We start from the raw sequence: 24,376 nt of genomic DNA, 5'->3' as shown, positions 1-24,376 counted from the left end.
GCAAAAAAATGCCCCGCACTTGGCGGGGCATTTTTTTGTTCGACGGTTAAGCCTTACAGCCCGTCGAGCATTGCCTTGTTACGCACGGCACCCTTGTCGGCGCTGGTTGCCAACAGGGCGTAGGCCTTCAGTGCGGTGGTCACCTTGCGTGGACGTTTTTCCACAGGCTTCCAGCCTTTCTGATCCTGCTCGGCACGACGGCCGGCCATTTCTTCGTCGCTGATCAACAGGTTGATCGAGCGGTTCGGAATGTCGATCAGCACTTTGTCGCCATCCTGTACCAGACCAATCGCGCCGCCCGCCGCCGCTTCTGGCGAAGCGTGGCCGATGGACAGGCCCGAGGTGCCGCCGGAGAAACGGCCATCGGTGAGCAGGGCGCAAGCTTTGCCCAGGCCTTTGGATTTCAGGTACGACGTCGGGTACAGCATTTCCTGCATGCCCGGGCCGCCTTTCGGGCCTTCGTAACGAATGATCACGATGTCACCGGCTTTCACTTCGTCCGCGAGAATGCCGCGTACGGCGCTGTCCTGGCTTTCGAAGATCTTCGCGTTGCCTTCGAAGACATGAATCGACTCGTCGACACCGGCGGTTTTCACCACGCAGCCGTTCAGTGCAATGTTGCCGTACAGAACGGCCAGGCCGCCTTCTTTCGAGTACGCGTGTTCGACGCTACGGATGCAGCCGTTTTCACGGTCGTCGTCCAGGGTTTCCCAGCGGGTCGACTGGCTGAACGCGGTTTGCGTCGGGATGCCCCCAGGACCGGCCTTGAAGAAGTGATGCACCGCTTCGTCGTTGGTCTGGGTGATGTCCCACTTGGCGATGCCTTCAGCCAGTGTGTTGCTGTGCACGGTCGGCAGGTCGGTGTGCAGCAGACCGCCACGGGCCAGCGAGCCGAGGATGCTGAAGATCCCGCCGGCGCGGTGCACGTCTTCCATGTGGTACTTCTGGATGTTCGGCGCGACCTTGCACAGTTGCGGCACGTGACGGGAGAGACGGTCGATGTCGCGCAGGTCGAAATCGATCTCGGCTTCCTGGGCCGCGGCCAGCAAGTGCAGGATGGTGTTGGTAGAACCGCCCATCGCGATGTCCAGCGTCATGGCGTTTTCGAATGCCTTGAAGTTGGCGATGTTGCGCGGCAATACCGACTCATCGTTGTCGCCGTAGTAACGCTTGCACAGCTCGACGATGGTGCGACCGGCCTGCAGGAACAGCTGTTCGCGGTCGCTGTGGGTGGCCAGGGTCGAACCGTTGCCCGGCAATGCCAGACCCAGGGCTTCAACCAGGCAGTTCATCGAGTTGGCGGTGAACATGCCGGAGCACGAGCCGCAGGTCGGGCAGGCGTTGCGCTCGTAGTCAGCGACTTTCTCGTCAGAAGCGCTGGAGTCGGCGGCGATCACCATGGCGTCGACCAGGTCGAGACCGTGGCTGGCCAGTTTGGTCTTGCCGGCTTCCATCGGGCCGCCGGAGACGAAGATCACCGGGATGTTCAGGCGCAGGGCGGCCATCAACATGCCAGGGGTGATCTTGTCGCAGTTGGAGATGCAGACGATGGCGTCGGCGCAGTGGGCGTTGACCATGTACTCGACGGAGTCGGCGATGATCTCGCGGCTCGGCAGCGAATACAGCATGCCGTCATGACCCATGGCGATGCCGTCATCCACAGCGATGGTGTTGAATTCTTTGGCTACACCGCCAGCGCGTTCGATTTCACGGGCGACCAGTTGGCCCAGGTCCTTGAGGTGGACGTGGCCTGGTACGAACTGGGTGAAGGAGTTGGAAATGGCGATGATCGGCTTTTTGAAGTCGTCATCTTTCATCCCCGTGGCGCGCCACAGTGCGCGGGCACCGGCCATGTTGCGGCCATGGGTGGATGTTTTCGAGCGGTAATCAGGCATGAAGCACTCCGGGCGGCTAATCAGGTATCAAAAGGGAAGTGAGCTTCTATTGACGTCTGGAACACTCAGAAATGGCCGTGTGTCCGGAAGTTGCCGATAACTTTGCGGGATCGCCGCGCGCTTCAGCTTGAGCTCATAAACCCGCCGGGGGATGACTGGCGATGAATGTCGCGATTCTACACGGCTGGCGTCAGGAGGGAATGCCGGAAAAGGGGGATCCAGCTCTGACGGAATGTGTGGGATGACCATCGGTAGGTGAGCAATCGCTTTGTGGGGATATCACCGCACGGGACGCTTGGCTAAACTGCCCGGCCTCGCGCAACCCCACCAAAAGGAATTGGAATGTCGCTGTTGAATCGTTCGTTGTGGTTTTACCTGCTGACCGGCCTGTGCCAAGGGTTAGTGTTCTGGCAGTTCGAAACACTCAAGACTTTTGGCGCGGGGGTGCTGGCGGCAAGCTTGACGCTGGTGTTGGTGGGTGGCCTGTTTCTGCAATTGCTCGGCCCTAAACTCAGAAACACGCGGGTTCTGGCGCTGACGGTGGTGTTTTGCGTGTTGACGATGTCAATCAGCAGCTGGGTCCTGGTGTCCGGGATGGAGTATGGCAATCGCTGGCTGACGAACACTTGGCTGTTGACCAGCGTGCCGCTGTGTTACGTGGTGTGTGCGTTTCTGGCCAGTTGGCCTTCCGGCGAAGGCCGCAGTTGGCGCTACGACGATCTGTTCCAGTACGCCTGGAGCCATGTGTTCGTGGTGTTTTTTGCTCTGACGCTGACCGGTGTATTCGGTTTGCTGCTTCTGCTCTGGAGCATGCTGTTTGTCATGCTGGGCATCGGGTTCTTTGCCGAGCTATTCGGTTCCCCGCTGTTTATTTGCCTGAGTGGGCCGGTGGTGTTTTCCCTGACCATGCGCCTGGGGCTGAACAACGAAAAAGTCATCGGCATGCTGCGGGGTGTCTTCCTGGCGGCGTGTCATTTTCTGTTGCCGCTGATCACGCTCATTACCGTTCTGTTTACCGTGACGCTCCCCTTTACCGGCCTGCAACAGATCTGGGCCACCGGCTACTCGACCCCGATATTGTTGTGTCTGGTGGGGACGTATCTGTTTTTGCTCATGGGGGTGTTTCAGGATGGGCGTCAGGCTCAGCCTTATCCGGTGTGGCTGATGCGTTGTGTCGAGGCGGGTTTGCTTTGCTTGCCGGTGCTGATGGTGGTGGCCGGGTACTCAAGCTGGCTGCGTGTTGAGCAGTACGGCCTGTCGCCCCGGCGGTTTGTCAGCCTGTTGCTGGTCGCGGTCATCGCGGCGTATAGCCTGGCTGCGACGTGGGCCGTGGCGCAACGCAAGACCCCATGGCTGGACAGTCTGCGGCGCAGTAACCCGGCCCTTGCCCTGGCAGTGTGCGTGGTGTTGGTGCTGATCAATACACCTTGGCTCAATGCGCAATCGTTCAGCGCACGGGATCAGGTGCGACGTTTGCTCGATGGCCGCATGTCGGTGTTGACGTTCGATTCCAACTACTTGCGCAACGGGCTCGGCGTGTCTGGACGGCAGCAATTCGAGGCGTTGTCCGAGCGGCTTGAACGCAATGAAATTCTCGATGCGCCCTCGCGAGAGGTGCTGCGCATCCAGATGAAACAAACGCCCGGTGAAACCACCTTTACGTACCCGCCGACGGAGTCGACACCCGTGAACATTGAATGGGTGGGGCCGAAGGTGGACGGCAGCGAGCAGTTTGTCAGCCTCAACAGCAAAAAACGTCAGTGCCAGGATGCGGGGTGCGTGATGTGGGCGGCCGACCTGGATGGCGATGGCCAAGCCGAAGTGGTGCAATTCAATCAGCAGCCGTGGGATCACAGGGCGTTCCTCTATAAACGCGCCGCCGACGGTGAGTGGCAATATGTCACCGTGCTCCAGGGTGCGAATGTCACGCCGCAAAACCTTGACCAGCTGCGTGCGGGAGAGGTCAAACTCATCGAGCCGCGCTTCAAGAACGTTCAAATAGGTACGCTCTCGCTGGTCCCCGAACCTGAGGAGCAATGACACCGCACCCACTGTCTCAGGCTTCGCGCAAGGCCGGATTGCGCAGGCGGATGTGACAGATCATGACCAGCCCGACGCTGCTCAAGGCGATGAAGCTGAGGGCCAGCGTCAGTTGCAGTTCGAAGGGACTCAGGTTGATCAGGGCGCTGATCAGGCCACCGAAGATGAATACCAGCGTGTTCCCGGCGGACGCCGAGGTACCGGCCATGTCCGGAAAAACCTCCATCGCCTTCGAGGTGGCGATAGGGCGAGCGATGGTGGTGCCGGCGGTGCAGACGATCATCGGGATCAGCACCGTCAGGGTCGACAGCCCTATCGCGTTTGAGAGCATGAGCATTACCAGCCCCGAAAAGAAGATCAGGCTTAGACCGACGATGATCTGTGTGTTGGGGGCGATTCGCCCAGCGAGGACTCGAGCGAGAATGCCGCCGATGATGTAGGCCACGCCATACAGCAGCAGTGTCAGGGAAAACTCGTAGGCCGAAAGCTGCAACTGCTCCATGAAGATCAGGGGCGAGATGACAATGAAGGAAAAGTGGCAGGTGAAGGCGATTGCGGCGATCAGCCAATAGCCGAGGAAACCCGCATCGCGACAGACACGCCGGTAGGACTGAAGAATACTTCGGCGCTGGGTTGTGGCAGTGTGCCGGTTTTCAAGAAAGAAGCAGGCCTTAAGGAACACGGCGGCGGCGATGGCAATAAAGACAATGAAGCTTGCGGGCCAGTCCAGTGCCTGTTGCAACAGGGTGCCAGCCAGTGGCGAGACGGAAATGAAGATCCCGCTGGCGGTGACCATCAGAATCCGCAGTTGATCCCGCTCCTTGCCGTCGAACAGGTCCTGGACCAGCGCCTGCGAGAGCACGAAGCAACCGCAGCCGATGGCTTGCACCACCCGGAACATCAGGAACCAGGCGTAGTCGGTGGACAGCACGCAACCAGTCGCACCGACAATCGAGACCGCCATTCCCGCCAGCAGCAGACTTTTGCGCCCGATGACATCCGAGAGCGGCCCGACCAGTAGTTGGGAAAGTGCGATCCCGATGGCAAACAGGCTGATGGAAAACGCGATGTCGCCTGGCGTGGTCCGGAAGTGTTCGGCCAGCGCCGGGAACGATGGCAGCAGAACATCCAGAGGGAAGACCCCGAGCATCACCATGGTCATTAACAGGGTGATCGCAGAGCGGCGGTGTTTGACACTGACCGCAGATATTCCTTCATCCATCGACAAGTCCTGCCTGTGCGAAGAGCTGCTGGTTAAAAGGCAGGTCGAAAAAACCTGCCTTTTCCATCGCCTGTAGCGTCGCGCCTGCACCTGATCGGGCGCGCTGAAGGCAGGCTTGCGGGCTGGTCAGGGCACTGAGGATTTCTGCGACGCAATTCTCCCTGAGGCCCACGCTGTTCAGGCTTTCCTTCAGCCATCGCTCATCGACCTCAAAGAACATCAGGATGATGTCCACCAGCAGCTTCGCCGCGAACGTGCGTTGGCTGCTGTTCAGGGTCAGCCACAGATAATGGAACACTTCGCAAAAATAACGACTGTGTCGGGCCTCGTCGGTGAGGTGGTCCCTGAGCATTTCCTGGACGCTGGACACCAACTCGTTGCGGCAAACCTCGAGCAGTTCCCTGGCGATGATGGTCTCGGACACGAAGCCGACGAGAAACCAGGCCAGCGCCTTATGCCTGTCAGGCGCGTGGTCAAGCAGGGCGTTCAGTCGGGTAATGCGGTGCGGCATCACCGGGCGTTGGCTCATGTCGTAAAGGTCGGCTATCTGCTCGGCGAGACTATTGGAGAACAGAGCGTGAAAACCCTCATCGGTATAAAGCTGGAGGGCAGCTGTTTTCATCCGTCGGGGTATAGATACACCGAGCTCATCGTGGACGATGGTTTCCACGGAGCGGTTGACGATTCGATGTTCGAGCCGGGTGGTGTAGTCGAGGAAATACACCAGATGGTTGGCCGATAAACGATGGGTGATCGCACTGCCGGCTGCATCGATTTCCGGGTGATTCAGGTAGGGCAGGAAGGCGGGCGGGAACCAGTGTCGTGTTTCCAGTTGCCGTTCCAGATCTGATGGCAATTGATAGGTGTGCTCGCTGGTTCGTACCGAGGCCCGGGTGTTCCAGTCGCCGAGGGTGAAGCGCTGTGCCCAGGCGTCGGGCAGTGACAGGTCGTCTGTGCGGGGCTCGGTCATTGTTGTGGGCCTCGGTTGCGCAGCAGCGCTTTCAATTCCTTGCACATCACTTGTCCGTCACTCTGGCCGCAGCCCACAAAAAACAACGGTTGTTCGGCGCTGTCCTCGATCCCCAGCAACGTTTCGACCTGATCGTCGGCCAACGCACCGGTCAGCCAGGTGCTTAACCCAAGTGCGGTGGCCACCAGTTGAAAGGTCTGGGAAATATGACCTGCCTCGACGTAAGCCATTCGGTAGGCCCGCGAGTGTTCATATTTCCACCACAGTTTGTCGAAGCGAGCGGTGATGAACAGGCCGACTGGCAAGTTGTTGATGAAATGCTGCCCACACAACAACTGGCCCAAGGGCAAGTCAGGTACCGGATTGACGAAGCTCAACGCATGTTCGTCGGGGTGGTAGGCGTAGAGCCCGGGATTCAGGCCGCTGACGTTCTGAACATGCAGAAAACCTTCGCAGGCATTCAGCCCGCCACCGGATGGACTGCTGCGCCGGGCGCCAAGACCTTCAGCGATGGTTTCGTCGATGTCGTTGTCGCGCTCACGCAGATAACCAAGGGACAAATACAGAAGAGTGCTCACATCATCGAGGGAAACTCTTTCACCCGTGAAGGTGCGACAGGTCTTTCGCTCGATCAACGTCTTTACAAGCGCTTTTACCGGGAAGCAGGAAGGTTGAGGCAATGCAATCCGTTCGGTTGTCGGGTGCTCTGTGAGTCTGGCCTCCGGGGCAGGAGTGGCCAGTACTTCGGCGCAATGGTTCAGATAGTGTCTCGACCATTCATTAATATCTTGGGGGATATATTCACAAGGAATGTTCTTGGTGCCGATATGAAATATCTTCGACAGTTCATCCCAGCCCCATTCAAGGGTGTCTTGTATTGAGGTTGTGAGTATTCCCGCGTTCAGGAGTTGCGTGTCTATTATGTTGTTGTTATCAAACTTTTCAGGGTTTTCGATAAGGTGTGCGAGACGGGTTGAATATTCAAGATTCAATTCGAACTGTTTGTGGTTCTTGTAATCCCAGACTATTTGGTCGGGCGTGCGGGGAAGTATGAATATATAAGGGTTTATCTGCATGATTGGCGACTCACTCTGGTCTTTGCCATAGAAAACGCTGGGTAGCCGGCACTCCCCAGCGTTTCATTTACTTAGCGGGCTTTTGGCGCAACCAGAAAAGCCAGGTTAGCGATTTTGTTGGTTTCCAGAGTAATTGCTTTCATGTTTTGAACTCCTTGTAATTGATAGTGAGTGTCACTCCTTTGTGACGACTTAATCATAGTTTGTAATGAGTTCTTATCAAGGGGGGATTGGGTAGGAATATTCCAGTAATTTTGTCGGATTGATCTGAGGGTTGGATGAGTCTTGTAAGTTCTGTCCGCTAAAATAAAAGACAAAGCGAAACGTCCTGCAAGTCATTAAGACCGCTGGAGTAGGAAGTTGGAGGATTCAATAACAGATAACAGAACGGGGAGCCGGCTGGCTCCCCGTCAAACCAGCGTAATCAGCTGTTTGGCAGCAGACGGCAGGTGATGCTCTTGATGTAGCGGGTTTCGGCGATGGCTGGGTGAACCGGGTGATCCGGGCCCTGACCGCCGCGCTCCAGGATCTGGATGTTGCGGTCCAGGTGACGGGCGCTGGTCAGCAGGATGTTCTGCAGATCGTCTTCCGGCAGGTGCATCGAGCACGAAGCGCTGACCAGGATGCCGTCTTTGCTGAGCAGACGCATGGCTTGCTCGTTCAGGCGACGGTAGGCACCTTCACCGTTCTTCATGTCTTTCTTGCGTTTGATGAACGCCGGAGGATCGGCAACGATCACGTCGAAACGCTCTTCGCTGGCTTTCAGCTCTTTCAGGGCTTCGAACACGTCACCTTCAATGCAGGTCATCTTGTCTGCGAAACCGTTCAGCGCGGCGTTGCGCTCGACGCCGTCGAGGGCGAAGGCCGACGCGTCGACGCAGAACACTTCACTGGCGCCGAACGCAGCCGCTTGCACGCCCCAGCCACCGATGTAGCTGTACAGGTCGAGAACGCGCTTGCCTTTGGCATAAGGTGCCAGACGTGCGCGGTTCATGCGGTGGTCGTAGAACCAGCCGGTTTTCTGTCCCTGGATGACGGGCGCTTCGAATTTCACGCCGTTCTCTTCCAGGGCAACCCACTCCGGCACCAGGCCGAACACGGTTTCGACGTAGCGGTTGAGGCCTTCGGCATCACGGGCAGCGGAGTCGTTCTTGAACAGAATGCCGCTAGGCTTGATCACTTGGGTCAGCGCTGCGATCACGTCTTCTTTATGGGCTTCCATGGTTGCCGAAGCGATCTGTACCACCAGGATGTCGCCGAAACGGTCGACTACCAGACCTGGCAGCAGATCGGAATCGCCGTAGACCAGGCGATAGAACGGCTTGTCGAACAGGCGATCGCGCAGGGACAGCGCGACGTTCAGGCGATGCACCAGCAGCGACTTGTCCAGCGGCAACTTGATGTCGCGCGACAAGAGGCGGGCGCAGATCAGGTTGTTCGGACTCATGGCAACGATGCCCAGCGGCTTGCCGCTGGCTGCTTCGAGGATCGCCTGGTCGCCGGCCTTGAAACCGTGCAAAGGAGTAGCGGCTACATCGATTTCGTTGCTATAGACCCACAAATGGCCGTTTCGCAGGCGACGGTCGGCGTTGGCTTTGAGGCGCAGGCTAGGCAGGGACATGACGTCGCTCCGGAAAAAAGAGCGGGAGTATAGCGTGTTGCGCACGGCCACGGTTTGGCGGATGGACATGCGGTGAGGAAGGGCAAGGCATTTGATGAAACTTCAGACGATGGACCGGCCAAGGTGTCGGATCCAACTTTATAAGGGTTAGAATCGCCGCCTGTCCCAGAGTGTGTACTTATGTCCCCAGAGCTGACTACCGAACAGATTCAACAGTCCCTGCAAGGCATCAGCGTGCCGGCCCAACCGCAAATCATGGTGGATTTGCAGATGGAACAGTACATGCCCGATCCGGATCTGGAGGTGATCGCGAAGCTGATCTCCCAGGACCCGGGCCTCTCTGGCGCCTTGTTGAAAATCGTCAACTCACCGTATTACGGCTTGAGCAACAAGATCGCCTCGATTCAGCGTGCGGTGAATCTGCTGGGCAGCCGCTCGATCATCAACCTGATCAACGCGCAGTCGATCAAGGGCGAGATGAACGACGACACCATTGTTACCTTGAATCGTTTCTGGGATACCGCTCAGGACGTGGCGATGACTTGCCTGACCCTGGCCAAGCGCATTGGCACCCAGGCCGGCGATGAAGCGTACGCGTTGGGCCTGTTCCATGACTGCGGCGTGCCGCTGATGCTCCAGCGCTTCCCCAACTACATGACCATTCTGGAAGAGGCCTATGCCAGCGCCAGCGCCGAATGCCGAGTGGTGGATACCGAGAATCGGGTGTTCAATACCAATCATGCGGTGGTGGGTTATTACACCGCCAAATCCTGGCGCCTGCCGGAGCATGTGACCGCCGCCATCGCCAATCACCACAATGCATTGGCGATCTTCAGCGATGAGTCGTCGCGCAACAGTCAGGTGAAAAACCTGCTGGCGATCCTGAAAATGGCCGAGCACATTTGTGCGTCCTTCCGGGTGCTGGGCAACCAGCGTGATGACCACGAGTGGAACAGCATCGCACCACTGGTTCTCGATTATGTCGGGCTCTCGGACTACGACTTCGAGACCCTTAAACAAACGATTCGTGACCTTGGCGCTCACCGCTGAGCGTTGCACAGCCTGATTCGAGAGCACCATGCCGGAACTGCCTGAAGTCGAAACCACTCGCCGCGGAATTGCGCCGCACCTGGAAGGCCAGCGCGTCAGCCGGGTGATCGTGCGTGAGCGGCGCTTGCGCTGGCCGATTCCCGAGGACCTGGATGTGCGGCTGTCTGGCCAGCGCATCGTGCTGGTGGAGCGACGCGCGAAGTACCTGTTGATTAATGCCGAAGTCGGCACGCTGATCAGCCATTTGGGGATGTCGGGAAATCTGCGTCTGGTGGAAGTCGGCACGCCGGTGGCCAAGCATGAGCATGTGGACATCGAACTGGAATCCGGCCTGGCCTTGCGTTACACCGACCCGCGACGGTTTGGCGCGATGCTCTGGAGTCTCGATCCGCTCAACCACGAGTTGCTGATTCGCCTGGGGCCGGAGCCGTTGACCGACCTGTTTGACGGCGAGCGCTTGTTCCAGCAGTCCCGCGGGCGATCCATGGCGGTCAAACCGTTCATCATGGACAACGCGGTGGTGGTGGGCGTGGGCAATATCTACGCAACCGAAGCATTGTTCGCGGCCGGTATCGACCCGCGTCGTGAGGCCAAGAGCATCTCTCGGGGGCGTTATCTGAAACTGGCGATCGAGATCAAACGCATCCTGGCGGCCGCTATCGAGCGCGGCGGCACCACATTGCGAGACTTTATCGGCGGTGACGGTCAGCCGGGTTATTTCCAGCAGGAACTGTTCGTGTATGGCCGTGGCGGTGCACCCTGCAAGATCTGCGGCACGGAGTTGCGGGAAGTGAAGCTGGGGCAGCGCGCCAGCGTCTTTTGCCCGCGTTGTCAGAGCTGATACGCCCAGGGTCTATAGTCAGTGTTCTGACTGCCTAGCCCAAGGACCGCGCCATGAACCTGTTTCGAACCGTTGTCGTCGTTTTGCTGCTGAGCGTCGGTGCGCCAGCGTTGGCAGCAAACACGGGCAGCGGCGACCCGCGTTACACCATCCAGAATCCCCCGGCGTACGCCATGATCGGCGATATGCTGATTGCCCGACCTTTGCTGGTCGTGGCGACGGTGATTGGTGCAGGAGTGTTTGTGGTGTCGTTGCCGTTTACCGCATTGGGTGGCGGCGTCGGCGATGCGGGGCAGGCGTTGGTGGTCGACCCGGCGAAAGCGGCGTTTGTGCGGTGCTTGGGGTGTATCGGAGAAGGGTTTGAGCAGCGGGAGTGAAGCCTTAAGCGCTTCGCGGGCAAGCCTCGCTCCTACAGGTGATACGCGAATCTTGTGCAAGATCCTGTAGGAGCGAGGCTTGCCCGCGAAGGCGCCCTCACAGGCGCCAAATGACTCAAGCCTTACCGGTAATGATCCGGTACTTCTCCATCAACTGCTCTTCAGTCTCCGGATGCGCCTCGTCCAGCGGAATGCAATCCACCGGGCACACTTGCTGGCACTGAGGTTCGTCGTAGTGGCCGACGCACTGGGTGCACAGGTTCGGGTCGATCACGTAGATCTCTTCGCCCTGGGAGATGGCGGCGTTCGGGCACTCGGGTTCGCAGACGTCGCAGTTGATGCAGTCGTCGGTGATGATCAGGGACATGCTAACTCCAGCCAGGGCGGAAGGCCCGGGCGCAATAAACCAATGCGCACAATTGTGCCGCATTGGCGCCCGCAGTGCACGCGGGCGCCGCTTGAGCGGTTGCTACTTCTTGAAGCGTTCGTTCAGGGCGTCCGCCACCGCAGGGTGGACGAACTTGGTGATATCGCCACCCAGGGCTGCGATTTCACGGACCAGCGTCGAGGAAATGTACGAATAACGCTCGGACGGGGTGAGAAACAGACTTTCCACATCTGGCGCCAACTGACGGTTCATGTTGGCCAGCTGGAATTCGTATTCGAAGTCCGACACCGCACGCAAACCACGCAGGAACACGTTGGCGTTCTTCTCTTTGGCGAAATGCGCCAGCAACGTCGAGAAGCCGACGACTTCAACGTTGGGCAGATGTTTAGTGACCTCGCGGGCCAGCGCCACACGCTGTTCCAGGGGAAACAACGGGTTTTTCTTCGGGCTGGCGGCGACGGCGATGATCACATGATCGAACAGGCGCGCGGCGCGTTCGACCAGATCGCCATGGCCCTTGGTAATAGGGTCGAAGGTACCTGGGTACAACACTCGGTTCATCGCGTCGTCCTGGCGGGAGTCCGTTGGGGAGTCGGATGGTATCGCAGCCTTCCCGGTCGGCCAAGTCGCCTTTTGTGTAAGAAAGCACTATAGACGATTGGAATATTCTCCATTTTCATGGGTTTTTCAAACGTTCGGCCAAAGAAGTTGCCAACTGCGCTGTCAGCCCGTAGACCGACAATTGCGGGTTTGCGCCAATGCTGGTGGGGAACAGCGAGCCATCATGAATTGACAGGTTGCCTAACTGATGATGCCGGCCGAGGCTGTCGGTCACCGCGTTTTTCGGGTCTTCACCCATGGCACAACCGCCCATCACATGGGCGCTGCCCAGGCGTGTGCGATACAGCTCCAGGTTCAGGCCGTCGATCAGCGTGCGTGCTTCGGCCAGGGTTTTTACGTAGCGAGCGTCGGCGTGCATTGGCATTACCGCATGGGCACCGCCCGCGAACTGGATCTCGGCCATGCTGTGGAACGCCCGACGCAATCCGTCCCAGGCATAGGGTGAAACCTGATAGTCGAGCACCGGCGTGCCGTCACTGCGCAACTCGACGCTACCACCGGGGCTGTCCGGGTGAAAGCCGTCCCGCAGCAACGCCAACATGGCGTGGGTGTGGGGCAGGTTTTCCATGTGTTGGGCGTTTTCCTTGCCGAAACCGCCGAGCAGGGTCGTGGCCAGTGCCGGGTGCAGCGGCGGCACTTCGAGTTTGTAAGACATTTTCCCGGTGGTGCCGTCCTGCCATTGGAAATGGTCGGAATAGATCGACTGTGGCGCGCCATAAAACGGGTTGATCACCTCGTCGAACAGCCCGGCCGACATGTTCACCAGGTGTAGAAAAGTCCTTTTCCCCAGCCGTTTGTGCGGATCGGGCGCCTCGGAGCGCATGAGCAGCGCGGGGCTGTTGATCCCGCCGCCAGCCAGCACGTAATGCCGGGCCTTGACCGTGATTGTCTTGCCCGTGGTAGCAACGCAGCGGTCGTCCATCGCTACGCATTGCAGGCCCATGACCTTGTCGCCGCTGATCAAGAGCTTTTCGGCGCGAGCCAGATAGAGCAACTCCCCACCTTTTTCCAGGGTCGCCGGGATGGTCGTGACCAGCATCGATTGCTTGGCGTTGGTCGGGCAACCCATGCCGCAGTAGCCGAGGTTCCAGCAGCCACGCACGTTGCGCGGGATCACATGCCAGGCGTAGCCGAGTTTTTCGCAGCCTTTGCGGATCACGTCGTTGTTGGCGTTGGGCGGGATCATCCAGGGGGCGACGCCCAGGCGTTGCTCCATTTTCTCGAACCACGGCGCCATCTCGGCCGGAGTATGGCCTTTGACGCCGTGTTCCTTAGCCCAGTGGTCGAGGGTCGGGTCCGGCGTGCGAAAACTGGAGGTCCAGTTGATCAGCGTGGTGCCGCCCACCGCCCGGCCCTGAAGGATGGTGATCGCGCCGTCCTTACTCATGCGGCCGATACCTTCCTGATAGAGGTTGGTGTAGGCCTGGTCTTCGAGCATCTTGAAGTCGCTGCTGGTCTTGAGCGGGCCTTCCTCGATCAGCAATACCTTGTAGCCCGCTGCGCTGAGGATTTCTGCGGTGGTGCCACCGCCCGCGCCGCTGCCGATAATCGCCACGTCCACTTCGAGGGTCAGGTCTTGGGTCAGTTGTGAACCGTTATAGGTTTTCCAGCCACGGGCCAGGCCTTCGCGGAACGGATCGGGTACGGGCATGTTCAGGTTCTCTTGTTGTTATGGTTTGGACGCATTGGTGAGGCGGCTGACGCCTTCGCGAGCAGGCTCGCTCCCACATGGATCGCGAGCCCCCTGTGGGAGATTCTATGTTGCAGGGCAACCCCGCAACCTCAGGCCGGGTGGTATTCGCTCTGATTTTTCATCAGGGCAAATGCCACCCGGCAGAGTTTCCGGGCAAGGGCCACCAAGGCCTGGGTTTTCGAGAAGCCTCTTGCCAAATACGACTCGTAAAACGGTTTCCATTTAGCTGAGCGACAGGCTGCCATTGCGGCGTTGTAAGCCAACCGGCGGACTTCCGGATCCCCTTTTTTTGTCAGGTGCCGGGGGCCGTTCTTCTTCCCGGAGTCATCGACCGTAAGGTCCATCCCTAGAAACGCGATGAACGCATCACTATTGGCAAAATCACCGCGCATAAAGGTCGTCGCCAACCCGGTTGCAGTCAGTTCGCCAACCCCTTCGATGGCTTTGCAGCGGTCGATATTCTCTTCAATACCCGCCTCTTTGCTGACCTTGCGCAGCAGTTTCTGAATGGCCTGATCCGCTTGCTTGAAGGCCTTTTGCTGGGCGCTCTGTACTTTCTTCAACAAGGGTTCATTGGCCCAGCTCAGCATCAGACCGGCATGGTTCTGGATCAGCGTTGCACGTCTGTGGAGCAGGCTTTTCAGCGAGGTGTAGGCCTTGGGTGGTGGGCTCCAGATCCGCAGTCCGTCTTGTTCGTTCGTCAAATAACGCGCCAGCAGACGGGCATCGCAGGGATCGTTCTTGGCTCGTTGGCCGATGCCGCGGCGATAGTTGCTCACCCGATAAGCATCCACGACATAGACCTGGTGCCCCATCGCATGGGCCAGCTCGACGGTGTCCAGGTGGTAGATGTTGGTGGCTTCAACGGCGATAGCGCTTTGGGCGGGCAATGTTTTAAGCCAGCGTTTGAGGGCTGTTCGATCGTTCTTGATGGTGTCAGTGGTTAGCCGGTCGGAGCGATAGACAACTATTTCGGCCTTGGCGATATCGACGCCAACCACCGTCTGCGAAGTAAGGATTGTCATGACGAATCCTCGGAGCTAGGGTTTAAGAGCTTGTCGGGGTCTACCGTTGCGCTGGCTTGCCTCTATCGTCGGTTTTACCGATGAATTCCTTATCGGCGCTTTGGGTAGAAGGGGCGGGATGAGAAGTCTCCCACGGTCTGTACTGGTCAGAGTCAGAATCGAGCTTTTAGTCCCGCCCACCCCTTCAAGTCTAAACATACAAGCGAGCCTGCTCGCGAATGGGTCGACTCGGTTTTAAACTGTTGGCGGTCCGGGATACCCGCAATGCGCCCACGACTCCGCCCGGCTGTACCACGCCATCATCACCAGTTGCAGCAGCGAGCTATGACCCATGCGTAGCAGACTTAACGAGCTGTTTTCCCAGCGATCCAGAAAGTGCCGGATCTCGTCGGCACTGGCGTTTTCCCAACTGCCCCAGATCCCGGTCAGTGGTCCGCGGGTGATGCTCATTCCCAGCACATCGAACAACTGCCGGGTCAGCTTGAGCATTTCCGGCGACAGATGATTCAGACCGTTATCCAGGCAGTGCAGGGTTTCACCGACGGCCGCCGGCATTCTCTCGACGGCCACGGCGCCGTCGAGCATCACCGGAATCAGTGCCCGCAGAAACAGCAAGTCACCGCTGCGCAGAATCGCGAAACCACTGGCCGGAATGCTCGACGAGCAGCCGCTGAGGCTCGCTCCCAAACCGGCGGTGGCGAGAAAGGCGCTGGCACCCAGGCTGAATTTAAGCAAGCCGCGCCGTGACAGCGCAGGTGTATCGGACAGACTTGGGCTCATTATTGTTATTACCCGGTGGTGGTGATCGTTAGCGGATAAACAGCTTCTGAATCAGCTTCTGAATGGATTTGCCGTACGGCGGATAGATCAATTTCGCCGCATTGAACCGCTGTTTGATCAGCACACCTTTGGCTTTGCTGAAGGTCAGGAAACCTTCGTGGCCGTGGTAATGGCCCATGCCCGAGGCGCCGATACCGCCGAATGGCATGTCGTCTTGAGCGACGTGCAGCAGGGTGTCGTTCAGGCACACGCCGCCGGAATGGGTTTCGTGAAGTACGCGGTTTTGCTCACGCTTGTCGTAGCCGAAGTAATACAGGGCCAGCGGACGAGGTCGTTGGTTGATGTAGGCAAAGGCTTGATCCAGGTCCTTGTACGGAACGATCGGCAACAGCGGGCCGAATATTTCGTCCTGCATCACCATCATGTCGTTGCTGACATTGAGCAGCAGGCTGTGGCTCATGCGGCGCCCCTGGCCCTGGTCGAACAGAGGAATTAGCAGCGCCCCCTTGCTGGTGGCGTCGCTGATGTAGCCGTTGAGGCGCGCCAATTGTCGGTCATTGATGATCGCGGTGTAGTCCGGGTTGTCGGTCAGGGTCGGATAAAACCCGCGAACCGCCTGAAGATAGGCCTCGATGAACGCACCGACGCGATCTTCCGGCACCAGGACATAGTCCGGGGCCACGCAGGTCTGCCCGGCGTTGAGCGTCTTGCCGAACGCGATGCGTTCGGCAGCGTCCTTGAGCGGCACGTCGCGAGACACGATGGCCGGGGATTTGCCGCCGAGTTCGAGGGTCACCGGAGTCAGGTTCTCGGCCGCCGCACGCATTACGTGTTTGCCAACGCTGGTGGCGCCGGTGAACAGCAGGTGATCGAAGCGCAGTTTAGAGAACGCTACACCGATATCGGCTTCGCCCAGCACCACGCAGACCAGGTCTTGCGGGAAGATTCGGCCCAGCAATTCTTTGAGCAACAAACCGAAGACCGGGGTCGACTCACTGAGTTTGAGCATCACCCGATTGCCTGCCGACAACGCGCCTACCAATGGCCCGATGGCCAGATACAGTGGATAGTTCCACGGCACGATCACCCCGACCACACCCAAAGGTTGATAAACGACTTTGGCTGCCGCGGGTTGAAAGGCAATCCCGACCTTGCGCTTCGACGCCTTCATCCAGCCTTTGAGGTGCTGATTGGCGTAGTGAATGCCATGCAGGCTGGGCATCAGTTCGGCGAGCAGGGTTTCATCGGCGCTGCGATGACTGAAATCCTGGCTGATGGCATCGATCAGAGCCTGCCGCTCATTGCTCAACAGATCTCGCAGGGCTTTTAGCCATTGCTGGCGCTGGGCAGCGGGCGGCATCGGGTTGGCTGCATACGCCGTGCGTTGGGCGTCGAACAGGGTCTGGAGCTCTTCCAGAGGCTGCTGGAGGTTCTGCAGGTAGGCGATGTCAGCAGTCATGGTCGGCTCCGGTTTTATTGTAATAAGGGACTTTTTAGAGTCCATGCTCTAGAAAGTCAAATGACATCCTGGTGCAGCGTTGTTTTATCCACTCCCCGTTAGGTCGTAAGATGCCCGTCAATGCACTCTGAATTAAAGCCCAAGCCATGGCCCCTCGGATCAAAACCAGCGAGCGCATCGTGCAGAACAGCCTGGAGCTGTTCAATCAGCAGGGTGAGCGAAGCATCAGCACCAACCACATTGCTGCCCACATGGAAATTTCACCGGGGAACCTGTACTACCATTTCCCCAACAAGCAGGCGATCATCGCCGTGCTGTTCAGTGAGTACGAAAGCCTGGTGGACAGCTTCCTGCGCCCGCCCCAGGGTCGCGCCGCCACGGTTGACGACAAGCGCGTCTACCTCCAGGAGTTGCTGGCCGCCATGTGGCGCTACCGGTTTTTGCACCGCGATCTGGAGCATTTGCTCGACAGCGATCCGGAGCTGGCCGCCCGATATCGGCGCTTTTCCCAACGCTGTCTGATCCATGGCACGCACATCTACGCCGGCTTCGTCGAGGCCGGCATCCTACAAATGGATAAGGTTCAGATTGAATCCCTGACGCTCAATGCCTGGATCATCCTGACGTCCTGGGTGCGTTTTCTGTGCACCACGCGTGAAAACTCCAATCACCTGAGCGAACAGGCGATTAAACGAGGCGTGTATCAGGTGCTGGTGCTTGAGGCCGGGTTTGTCACGGATCAGTCCCGCGCCGCGGTGAATGCGCTGTTCGATGAGTTTTACGTGCCGCTGGCCCAAGCGCTGGAAGAAGTGAAGTAGGATCAAACATCGCCAAAATCACTGGAGTCCGTTATGCCCATTGCGCAACTGATCAGCCCACAAACGTTGGACCTGAAAAAGGATCAGCCGGGGTTGGTGATTCTGGATTGTCGTTTTGCCCTCGAAGACCCGGATTACGGTCAGCGCAGTTATGCCGAAGGGCATATCGCCGGGTCGAGCTTTGCCGATCTTGAGCGTGATTTGAGCGGGACCGTGGTCAAGGGTGTGACCGGGCGCCATCCGTTGCCAGAACCTGAAGACGTGATCGAACGTCTGCAATACTGGGGCATCAACGCCGACAGCGATGTGATTTTGTACGACGACGGTCCGGGTGCCTACGCGGCGCGGGCCTGGTGGTTGCTGGCCTGGCTGGGCAAACGTGACGGCGTGTTCATTCTGGATGGCGGGCTCAAGGCCTGGCACGCGGCCGGTTTGCCCCTGAGTCTTGATGCGCCGCAGATTGAGCGTGGCACCTTCACGGGGTCGCCGGACAACGCGCTGATCTTGAGCGCCGAACAGCTCCAGCAACGTCTCGGCCAGACCGCGCTGACCCTGCTCGATGCCCGCGGCTTGCCGCGTTTCAAAGGCGAAGTAGAGCCGATCGATCCGATTGCCGGGCACATCCCCGGCGCGCAATGTGCGGCGTTCACCGACAACCTGGGCAGCGACGGGCGTTTTCTGCCGGCGGATCAGCTCAAGCAGCGTTTTGCCGCAAAACTCGGTAATCGTTCGCCGACCGATCTGGTGGCGTACTGCGGTTCTGGCGTGACGGCCTGTCACAACCTGTTCGCGTTGTGTCTGGCCGGCTATCCGCTGGGATCGTTGTATGCCGGTTCATGGAGCGAGTGGATCAACGATCCTGCGCACGGCATCGCCATCGGCGAGTAATCCCGATCCAATGTGGGAGCGAGCCTGCTCGCGAAAGCGGAGTGTCAATCAACATTGATGCCTACTGACCCACCGCCTTCGCGAGCAGGCTCGCTCCCACATTTGGACCTGTGTCGACCTCAACTTCCGGGGAGTTGCCGGGCGCTGCGATACGCGCCCGGTCCCACGCCGTAAACCTGCTTGAATTGCCGACTCAGATGACTCTGGTCAGCAAACCCCAATTGCGTCGCCACTTCCAGCGGCAAGCAACCGCTCTGTAACAGCGCCCGCGCCCGAGCGATGCGCTGCTGCATCAGCCAGGTGTGCGGCGGCATGCCCGTGGCGCGGCGGAACATCCGGGCGAAGTGGAAGGGCGAAAGGTTGACCGCCGCTGCCAGTTCTTCCAGCGAAGGCGGCGTCGCCAGTTGTGCTTGCAGCAGATCCTTGGCCCGCGTCACCGCCCGATGTTCCTTGCCCGGCTTGCCGGCAATCGGCACGGCCGCGTGCCGTTGCAGCAGCAACAGCATCATTTCCCGCCAGACCGTTTGTTGTTGCAAGGCAGTGGACGGACTTTCCAGTAGACGATGCAGTTGGCAGAAACCCTTCACCAGATCCGGATCGCGATACAGCGTCGCGCCGAACGCCGGTAAGTTGTTGGTCGGCAGTTCCAGTTCATCGAGTAGCGACAGAATCTGACCGCTGTCCGGATAGAACGCCCGATACAACCAACCGTCCTCCGTGCCTTTATGGCCGGTGTGCAGTTCGTCTGGATTGATCAGCACCAGCGTGCCGCTGCCCGCCAGGTGTTCGGCACCGCGATAGCGATAGCGCTGGGCGCCCGCCATGATCATGCCGATCACGTAACCGTCATGCACATGGGGGGCGAAACGGTGTTCGATGTAGCGCGCGGACAATAACTCGACGCCGGCCAACGGCGCTGTTTGCCAGAATCGGATCGACTCGCCCTGATCGACGTCCATGGCCTTACTGACGACCCACGGCGGTCAACCACTGTGGGATGCGGCGTTCCAGGTAGTAACCCGGTTGCTTGACCGAACCATCGACGAAGCCGACATGCCCACCCTTGGTCTGTAACTCGAATTGAGTGCAGGCGGACAATTCGTCGGCTTGCGGCAGGCTATGAGGAAAGACAAACGGGTCATCGGCCGCTTGAATGATCAGGGTCGGCGTACGAATCTCGCCAAGGAAATAGCGACTTGAGGCGCGTTGATAGTAATCCTTGGCGTCGACGAAACCGTTCAGCGGCGCGGTGACCCGGCCATCGAAATCCCAGAACGTGCGCATGTTCTCCAGCGAGCCCAGCGCGGCCAATGCCGCCAGTCCATCCTCGCGTCCGTCATGCTGGAACTGGCGTTGTTTGTTCTTGATGTAGGCCACCATCTCCCGCATGAAATGCGCCTGATAGACCTTCGAGAAACCCTGGCCGATACGGTCGGCGCATTGATCGAGACGAAACGGGACCGACACCGCCACCGCACCGACCACGCCACTATGGCTGCCGGATTCGCCCAAGTGCTTAAGCAACACATTGCCACCCAGGGAATAGCCGACCGCATACAACGGCGCGAGCGGTCGTTGAGCCTTCAGGTGTTTGATGGTTTCGGCCAGGTCTTCACTGGCGCCGGAATGGTAGCTGCGTGGCAACAGATTCGGCTCACCCGAACAGCCGCGCCAGTTCAGCGCGACGCTGGCCCAGCCTTGGGCGCCCAGTGCTTTCTGCACCCCGGCCACGTAAGGCGAATTGGAAGAGCCGGTCAGACCGTGCAACACCAGCACCAGTGGTGCATCGGCGCTGTGCGGGCCGTGCCAGTCGAGATCGAGAAAGTCGCCATCCTCAAGCCACAAGCGTTCGCGCTGGCGTTCTATGTGCGTGGTTTTGCGCCACAGCGGTCCCCACAAGGTTTGCAAGTGCGGGTTGCCGAGGCCGAAGGCGGGGGTGAAACGTTCTGGCGAATGGGACACGATGGTTCTCGATGCAGCGGTGCGAGCCTCGCTTGAGGCGCGCACCTTTTTCAGGCCGGTTGATTAACCGGCAATCTCTGCCATACGTTGCCACAACGCGTAATACACCCGCCCGGATTTTTGCTCCCGGTGCAGGCGCCAGTTGCCTGGTAAGCCAAGGCTCGATGGCGCATTCTCGCTTTCAGTGTAGATCCAGGCTTCATCGGCCAGCCACTGACGTTCTTCAAGCAATGCGCAAACGCCTGGCAACAGGTTCTGGTTGAAGGGCGGATCGAGGAACACCAGGTCGTAAGCGGTCGCTGTTTGTGTTTCCAGATAGCGCAGGGCATCGGCGGTCTGAATCTGGCCGGTGGTGCAGCGCAGTGTGCCCAGATGTTCCTTGATGCTGGCGACCGCGATGTTACTGGCGTCCAGCGCCTGACCCATGGCCGCGCCACGGGACAAGGCTTCGAGGAACAACGCGCCGCTGCCGGCGAACGGGTCCAGAACCTTGGCGCCAGCGACATAAGGCGCGAGCCAGTTGAACAGGGTTTCACGCACCCGGTCCGGGGTCGGACGCAGGCCCGGTGCATCCGGGAAACTCAGCTTTCTGCTGCCCCATTCACCGCCGATGATGCGCAGTTGGTTCACGCCGTTATGGACGTTGTGTACGGGTTTTTTGGGACGAGTGGCCATTAATGCTCCGGAACCCCGAGCGGTTGCTCGGCAGGTTTATCAGTTGGGGCCGGTAACGGCTTTTGCGGCACGGTCGGGCCAGCGCTGACGATGACCATTTTGTCCGTGCTCAAGTGTTTGTTCAGTGCGGTTTTGACCTGCTCGACCGTCAGGCTCTGGGACTCGCGCATAAAGTCATCCAGATAGCTCAGCGGCAAGTTGTAGAAACCCATGGCGCCAAGCTGGCCGACGATATCGGCGTTGCTGGCGGTGGACAGCGGGAAGCTGCCGGCCAGTTCACGCTTGGCGTCGTCGAGTTCTTTCTGGGTCGGGCCGGTTTTAAGGTAGTCAGCGAGCACGTCCTGCACCAGTTTCAGCGTGCCTTCGCTCATCTCGGCGCGGGTTTGCAGATTGATCATGAACGGACCGCGAGCCTGCATCGGGGAAAAGCCCGAATAGACGCCGTAAGCCAGGCCGCGCTTCTCGCGCACTTCGCTCATCAATCGGGTGCCGAAGCCACCGCCGCCAAGAATCTGGTTACCCATGGACAGTGCCGCGTAGTCCGGGTCGTCACGGTCGATGCCCAATTGCGCGAGCATCAGGTTGGTCTGCTTGGACGGGAACTCGATGTGACCGATGCTGGCTTTCGGTTCCTCCGGTTGCGGGATTTTCGCCAGCTCCGGGCCTTTTGGCAGCGCGCTGGAGACTTGCGCAGCAATCGCCTCCGCCTCGGCACGAGACAGGTCGCCCACCAGCGCAATCACCACGTTGCCAGCCGCATAGGCCTTCTCATGGAACGCGCGCATCTGTGCCGCGGTAATCGCTGGAACGGTTTTCGCCGTGCCGTCGCTGGAGTGTGCGTACGGGTGATCGCCGTACAGACGGTTCATCAGCTCCAGGCTCGCGAGTTTGCCGGGGTTCTGCTTCTGGTACTCGAAACCGGCGAGCATCTGGTTCTTGATGCGCGCAAAGGAATCGGCCGGGAAGGTCGGTTTGCCGACGACTTCAGAGAACAATTTCAGGGCCGGTTCGCGTTTATCCGCGGCGCTGAGGCTGCGCAGGGAAGCCAGTGCCATGTCTTTAAATGCGCCGTTGCCAAAGTCTGCGCCCAGGCCTTCGAAGCCCTGAGCAATGGCGCCGACATCTTTGCCGGCCACACCTTCGTTGAGCATGGCGTTGGTCAGCACGGAGAGGCCAGGTGCGTCGCCGTCCTGGCTGCTGCCGGCGGCGAAGATCAGGCGCATGTCGAACATCGGCAGCTCCCGGGCTTCAACGAACAGCACCTTGGCGCCCTCGGCGGTTTTCCAGGTCTGCACGTCCAGGGTACGGTGGCTTGGCGCTTTGCCGTCGAGTTCGGCCAGTGATTGCAGTTTCTGGCTGGCCTTGGCCTTGTCGAGGGCTTCGCTGGCCTTGGATTCGTCGGTCTTTGAGAAGTAAAACGCGGCAGACCCGATCAATGCGACAGCGATCAGGCCCATCAGGGCCAGGCGCGGTTTTTTACGCTCACTCATGAGTCGTCTCCAGTGGCAGTACATGGGCGACGCTGAGACGTTCGCGGGTGAAATACAGCTTGGCGGCTTTCTGGATGTCTTCCGGGGTCACGCTTTCCAGCTCGGCGAGTTCGGTGTCCATCAGCTTCCACGACAGGCCAACGGTTTCCAATTGGCCAATGGCGGTCGCCTGGCTGGTGATCGAGTCACGCTCGTAAACCAGGCCGGCGATGACCTGCGCGCGGACGCGTTCCAGTTCTTCAGCGGACGGCGCGGTGGTTTTCAGCTGTTCGAGCAGCTTCCACAGGCCCGCTTCGGCCTGGGCCATGGTTTTCTTTTTCTGGGTGTTGGGCGTTGCGGACAAGGTGAACAGACTGTCGCCACGGGTATAGGCGTCGTAACTCGACGAACCGCCGGACACCAGCTCTTCGCCACGCTCCAGTTGTGTCGGGATACGTCCGCTGTAGCCGCCGTCGAGCAGGGCGGAGATCAGGCGCAAGGCGTTGACCGAGCGTTTGTCTTCGGCGGTGGCGATGCTTGGCACGTTGAAGCCCAGCATCAGGCTTGGCAATTGGGTCTGCACGTGCAGGGTGATCTGTCGCTCGCCGGGTTCGGCCAGTTCCAGCGGGATTTTCGCGGACGGCACGTCACGTTTGGCGATCGGGCCGAAATAGCGCTGGGCCAGGGTTTTGACCTCGTCCGGGGTCACGTCGCCGACCACCACCAACGTGGCGTTGTTCGGCACGTACCAGGATTGGTACCAGTGGCGCAGCTCTTCGACTTTCATGCGGTCCAGGTCAGCCATCCAGCCGATGGTCGGCGTGTGGTAACCGCTGGCCGGGTAGGCCATGGCCTTGAAGCGTTCGTAGGCCTTGGACATCGGCTTGTCGTCGGTGCGCAGGCGACGTTCTTCTTTAATGACTTCTATCTCGCGGGCGAACTCGTCGGCCGGCAGACGCAGGCTGGCCATGCGGTCGGCTTCCAGCTCGAAGGCCACGCCCAGACGGTCGCGGGCCAGCACCTGGTAATACGCCGTGAAGTCGTCGCTGGTGAACGCGTTCTCTTCGGCGCCGAGGTCGCGCAGGATCAGCGACGCTTCGCCAGGGCCGACTTTTTCGCTGCCCTTGAACATCATGTGTTCCAGAGCGTGGGACAAACCGGTCTGACCCGGGGTCTCGTAGCTTGAGCCGACCTTGTACCAGACTTGGGAAACCACCACCGGCGCACGATGGTCTTCGCGCACGACGACCTTCAGGCCGTTATCGAGGGTGAATTCGTGGGTGGGTTGTGGATCGGCAGCCAGGGCCGAGAGGGGCAGACAAACTGTGCTGAGCAGCAGGCCTGCAGCGCGGCGGGCTAGAGCATTCATTCGTTTTTAAACCTTTGGGGCTGCCCGCTTGGTCTTAGCGTCGGCGGGCGAGAGGGTGCTAGGATACTGATCCGTTTTACTGGCGGCCACGCCTATCAGGCCTTTGATCGGTCAGCAGGTTGTTTGGGTTTACGGCT

At 59.4% G+C, this 24,376-nt stretch carries 21 protein-coding genes and 1 pseudogene; 6 read left to right on the top strand and 16 right to left on the bottom strand.

What is annotated here, in order from left to right; translation table 11 throughout:
• Nucleotides 1-53: 53 nt before the first annotated feature.
• Nucleotides 54-1,895: a dihydroxy-acid dehydratase gene (ilvD, locus tag QFW87_RS27885; RefSeq protein WP_283189344.1), complete on the bottom strand. Its 1,842-nt coding sequence runs from the start codon at nucleotides 1,893-1,895 to the stop codon at nucleotides 54-56.
• 342 nt (nucleotides 1,896-2,237) lie between these two features.
• Here ilvD and QFW87_RS27880 point away from each other — a divergent pair, with 342 nt between their 5' ends.
• Nucleotides 2,238-3,935: a DUF4153 domain-containing protein gene (locus QFW87_RS27880; RefSeq protein ID WP_283189343.1), complete on the top strand. Its 1,698-nt coding sequence runs from the start codon at nucleotides 2,238-2,240 to the stop codon at nucleotides 3,933-3,935.
• 16 nt (nucleotides 3,936-3,951) lie between these two features.
• Here QFW87_RS27880 and QFW87_RS27875 read toward each other — a convergent pair whose 3' ends face one another.
• The 4 genes from QFW87_RS27875 to QFW87_RS27860 all read right to left on the bottom strand — a co-directional run bounded on the left by QFW87_RS27875 (nucleotide 3,952) and on the right by QFW87_RS27860 (nucleotide 8,824).
• Nucleotides 3,952-5,157, bottom strand: a complete 1,206-nt coding sequence (locus QFW87_RS27875) for a multidrug effflux MFS transporter (RefSeq protein WP_283189342.1) — start codon at nucleotides 5,155-5,157, stop codon at nucleotides 3,952-3,954.
• Nucleotides 5,150-6,127, bottom strand: coding sequence for a diiron oxygenase (locus QFW87_RS27870; RefSeq protein WP_283190961.1), 978 nt, complete (start codon nucleotides 6,125-6,127; stop codon nucleotides 5,150-5,152). The genes QFW87_RS27875 and QFW87_RS27870 overlap by 8 nt, the downstream gene beginning before the upstream one ends.
• The gene (locus QFW87_RS27865) at nucleotides 6,124-7,203 is read right to left on the bottom strand and encodes a SagB family peptide dehydrogenase (RefSeq protein WP_283182057.1); all 1,080 of its coding nucleotides are present in this window, start codon (nucleotides 7,201-7,203) and stop codon (nucleotides 6,124-6,126) included. Before QFW87_RS27865 ends, QFW87_RS27870 begins: the two co-directional genes overlap by 4 nt.
• A gap of 424 nt (nucleotides 7,204-7,627) precedes the next feature.
• Complete coding sequence (locus QFW87_RS27860) at nucleotides 7,628-8,824, bottom strand: class I SAM-dependent rRNA methyltransferase (protein WP_134420712.1); 1,197 nt, start codon at nucleotides 8,822-8,824, stop codon at nucleotides 7,628-7,630.
• A 234-nt stretch (nucleotides 8,825-9,058) separates the two neighbouring features.
• Here QFW87_RS27860 and QFW87_RS27855 point away from each other — a divergent pair, with 234 nt between their 5' ends.
• From QFW87_RS27855 to QFW87_RS27845, 3 genes are read left to right on the top strand one after another with little or no spacing between them, the layout of a single operon-like run.
• Complete coding sequence (locus tag QFW87_RS27855) at nucleotides 9,059-9,874, top strand: HDOD domain-containing protein (protein WP_283184644.1); 816 nt, start codon at nucleotides 9,059-9,061, stop codon at nucleotides 9,872-9,874.
• Between the two features lie 28 nt (nucleotides 9,875-9,902).
• Nucleotides 9,903-10,715 carry a bifunctional DNA-formamidopyrimidine glycosylase/DNA-(apurinic or apyrimidinic site) lyase gene (gene mutM / locus QFW87_RS27850; RefSeq protein ID WP_283182056.1) on the top strand — a complete coding sequence of 271 codons (813 nt, stop codon included), beginning with the start codon at nucleotides 9,903-9,905 and terminating at the stop codon, nucleotides 10,713-10,715.
• Nucleotides 10,716-10,768: 53 nt separating this feature from the next.
• Nucleotides 10,769-11,092, top strand: a complete 324-nt coding sequence (locus QFW87_RS27845) for a multidrug transporter (protein ID WP_283182055.1) — start codon at nucleotides 10,769-10,771, stop codon at nucleotides 11,090-11,092.
• 115 nt (nucleotides 11,093-11,207) lie between these two features.
• Here the strand turns inward: QFW87_RS27845 and QFW87_RS27840 are convergent, their stop codons facing one another.
• The 6 genes and pseudogenes from QFW87_RS27840 to QFW87_RS27815 form a co-directional block, all read right to left on the bottom strand.
• Entirely contained in the window at nucleotides 11,208-11,459 is a 252-nt protein-coding gene (locus QFW87_RS27840; protein ID WP_038358877.1) for a YfhL family 4Fe-4S dicluster ferredoxin, read from the bottom strand.
• Nucleotides 11,460-11,561: 102 nt separating this feature from the next.
• Complete coding sequence (gene coaD / locus QFW87_RS27835; RefSeq protein ID WP_008150570.1) at nucleotides 11,562-12,041, bottom strand: pantetheine-phosphate adenylyltransferase; 480 nt, start codon at nucleotides 12,039-12,041, stop codon at nucleotides 11,562-11,564.
• A 115-nt stretch (nucleotides 12,042-12,156) separates the two neighbouring features.
• The gene (locus QFW87_RS27830) at nucleotides 12,157-13,752 is read right to left on the bottom strand and encodes a GMC family oxidoreductase (protein ID WP_283189341.1); all 1,596 of its coding nucleotides are present in this window, start codon (nucleotides 13,750-13,752) and stop codon (nucleotides 12,157-12,159) included.
• 105 nt (nucleotides 13,753-13,857) lie between these two features.
• A pseudogene (locus QFW87_RS27825) lies at nucleotides 13,858-14,819 on the bottom strand (IS110 family transposase).
• Between the two features lie 234 nt (nucleotides 14,820-15,053).
• On the bottom strand, nucleotides 15,054-15,599 hold the full coding sequence (locus QFW87_RS27820; RefSeq protein WP_283189340.1) for a twin-arginine translocation pathway signal protein: 546 nt from the start codon (nucleotides 15,597-15,599) through the stop codon (nucleotides 15,054-15,056).
• Between the two features lie 28 nt (nucleotides 15,600-15,627).
• Nucleotides 15,628-17,058: a coniferyl aldehyde dehydrogenase gene (locus QFW87_RS27815; protein WP_283189339.1), complete on the bottom strand. Its 1,431-nt coding sequence runs from the start codon at nucleotides 17,056-17,058 to the stop codon at nucleotides 15,628-15,630.
• A gap of 146 nt (nucleotides 17,059-17,204) precedes the next feature.
• Between QFW87_RS27815 and QFW87_RS27810 the strand changes: the two genes are divergently transcribed.
• Entirely contained in the window at nucleotides 17,205-17,876 is a 672-nt protein-coding gene (locus tag QFW87_RS27810; RefSeq protein WP_283189338.1) for a TetR/AcrR family transcriptional regulator, read from the top strand.
• A 33-nt stretch (nucleotides 17,877-17,909) separates the two neighbouring features.
• A complete protein-coding gene (locus QFW87_RS27805; protein WP_283189337.1) occupies nucleotides 17,910-18,764 on the top strand; it encodes a sulfurtransferase in 855 nt (284 codons plus the stop codon).
• Between the two features lie 119 nt (nucleotides 18,765-18,883).
• Here the strand turns inward: QFW87_RS27805 and QFW87_RS27800 are convergent, their stop codons facing one another.
• From QFW87_RS27800 to QFW87_RS27780, 5 genes are all read right to left on the bottom strand, one after another.
• Nucleotides 18,884-19,723 (bottom strand): AraC family transcriptional regulator, encoded by an 840-nt coding sequence (locus QFW87_RS27800; protein WP_283189336.1) that lies wholly within the window; start codon nucleotides 19,721-19,723, stop codon nucleotides 18,884-18,886.
• A 4-nt stretch (nucleotides 19,724-19,727) separates the two neighbouring features.
• Complete coding sequence (locus QFW87_RS27795) at nucleotides 19,728-20,726, bottom strand: hydrolase (protein WP_283182048.1); 999 nt, start codon at nucleotides 20,724-20,726, stop codon at nucleotides 19,728-19,730.
• Nucleotides 20,727-20,789: 63 nt separating this feature from the next.
• Entirely contained in the window at nucleotides 20,790-21,401 is a 612-nt protein-coding gene (gene rsmD, locus QFW87_RS27790; protein ID WP_033060498.1) for a 16S rRNA (guanine(966)-N(2))-methyltransferase RsmD, read from the bottom strand.
• On the bottom strand, nucleotides 21,401-22,891 hold the full coding sequence (locus QFW87_RS27785) for a pitrilysin family protein (RefSeq protein WP_283182047.1): 1,491 nt from the start codon (nucleotides 22,889-22,891) through the stop codon (nucleotides 21,401-21,403). The genes rsmD and QFW87_RS27785 overlap by 1 nt, the downstream gene beginning before the upstream one ends.
• A complete protein-coding gene (locus QFW87_RS27780; protein ID WP_283189335.1) occupies nucleotides 22,884-24,239 on the bottom strand; it encodes a pitrilysin family protein in 1,356 nt (451 codons plus the stop codon). The genes QFW87_RS27785 and QFW87_RS27780 overlap by 8 nt, the downstream gene beginning before the upstream one ends.
• Nucleotides 24,240-24,376: the final 137 nt, after the last annotated feature.

Origin of the sequence: Pseudomonas sp. PMCC200344, assembly GCF_030053095.1 — a bacterium.
Lineage (GTDB): Bacteria > Pseudomonadota > Gammaproteobacteria > Pseudomonadales > Pseudomonadaceae > Aquipseudomonas > Aquipseudomonas svalbardensis.
The sequence above is the reverse complement of the archived record's forward strand: the minus strand, read 5'-3'. Positions and strand labels throughout refer to the sequence as shown.

What these genes read in the sequence shown, in the direction of transcription:
- rsmD (WP_033060498.1), bottom strand. Translation starts at nt 21,401, where the DNA reads ATGGCCACTCGTCCCAAAAAACCCGTACACAACGTCCATAACGGCGTG.
- QFW87_RS27785 (WP_283182047.1), bottom strand. Translation starts at nt 22,891, where the DNA reads ATGAGTGAGCGTAAAAAACCGCGCCTGGCCCTGATGGGCCTGATCGCT.
- QFW87_RS27820 (WP_283189340.1), bottom strand. Translation starts at nt 15,599, where the DNA reads ATGAGCCCAAGTCTGTCCGATACACCTGCGCTGTCACGGCGCGGCTTG.
- ilvD (WP_283189344.1), bottom strand. Translation starts at nt 1,895, where the DNA reads ATGCCTGATTACCGCTCGAAAACATCCACCCATGGCCGCAACATGGCC.
- QFW87_RS27860 (WP_134420712.1), bottom strand. Translation starts at nt 8,824, where the DNA reads ATGTCCCTGCCTAGCCTGCGCCTCAAAGCCAACGCCGACCGTCGCCTG.
- QFW87_RS27830 (WP_283189341.1), bottom strand. Translation starts at nt 13,752, where the DNA reads ATGCCCGTACCCGATCCGTTCCGCGAAGGCCTGGCCCGTGGCTGGAAA.
- QFW87_RS27880 (WP_283189343.1), top strand. Translation starts at nt 2,238, where the DNA reads ATGTCGCTGTTGAATCGTTCGTTGTGGTTTTACCTGCTGACCGGCCTG.
- QFW87_RS27845 (WP_283182055.1), top strand. Translation starts at nt 10,769, where the DNA reads ATGAACCTGTTTCGAACCGTTGTCGTCGTTTTGCTGCTGAGCGTCGGT.
- QFW87_RS27815 (WP_283189339.1), bottom strand. Translation starts at nt 17,058, where the DNA reads ATGACTGCTGACATCGCCTACCTGCAGAACCTCCAGCAGCCTCTGGAA.
- QFW87_RS27810 (WP_283189338.1), top strand. Translation starts at nt 17,205, where the DNA reads ATGGCCCCTCGGATCAAAACCAGCGAGCGCATCGTGCAGAACAGCCTG.
- QFW87_RS27870 (WP_283190961.1), bottom strand. Translation starts at nt 6,127, where the DNA reads ATGACCGAGCCCCGCACAGACGACCTGTCACTGCCCGACGCCTGGGCA.
- coaD (WP_008150570.1), bottom strand. Translation starts at nt 12,041, where the DNA reads ATGAACCGAGTGTTGTACCCAGGTACCTTCGACCCTATTACCAAGGGC.
- QFW87_RS27805 (WP_283189337.1), top strand. Translation starts at nt 17,910, where the DNA reads ATGCCCATTGCGCAACTGATCAGCCCACAAACGTTGGACCTGAAAAAG.
- QFW87_RS27780 (WP_283189335.1), bottom strand. Translation starts at nt 24,239, where the DNA reads ATGAATGCTCTAGCCCGCCGCGCTGCAGGCCTGCTGCTCAGCACAGTT.
- QFW87_RS27840 (WP_038358877.1), bottom strand. Translation starts at nt 11,459, where the DNA reads ATGTCCCTGATCATCACCGACGACTGCATCAACTGCGACGTCTGCGAA.
- QFW87_RS27800 (WP_283189336.1), bottom strand. Translation starts at nt 19,723, where the DNA reads ATGGACGTCGATCAGGGCGAGTCGATCCGATTCTGGCAAACAGCGCCG.
- mutM (WP_283182056.1), top strand. Translation starts at nt 9,903, where the DNA reads ATGCCGGAACTGCCTGAAGTCGAAACCACTCGCCGCGGAATTGCGCCG.
- QFW87_RS27865 (WP_283182057.1), bottom strand. Translation starts at nt 7,203, where the DNA reads ATGCAGATAAACCCTTATATATTCATACTTCCCCGCACGCCCGACCAA.
- QFW87_RS27875 (WP_283189342.1), bottom strand. Translation starts at nt 5,157, where the DNA reads ATGGATGAAGGAATATCTGCGGTCAGTGTCAAACACCGCCGCTCTGCG.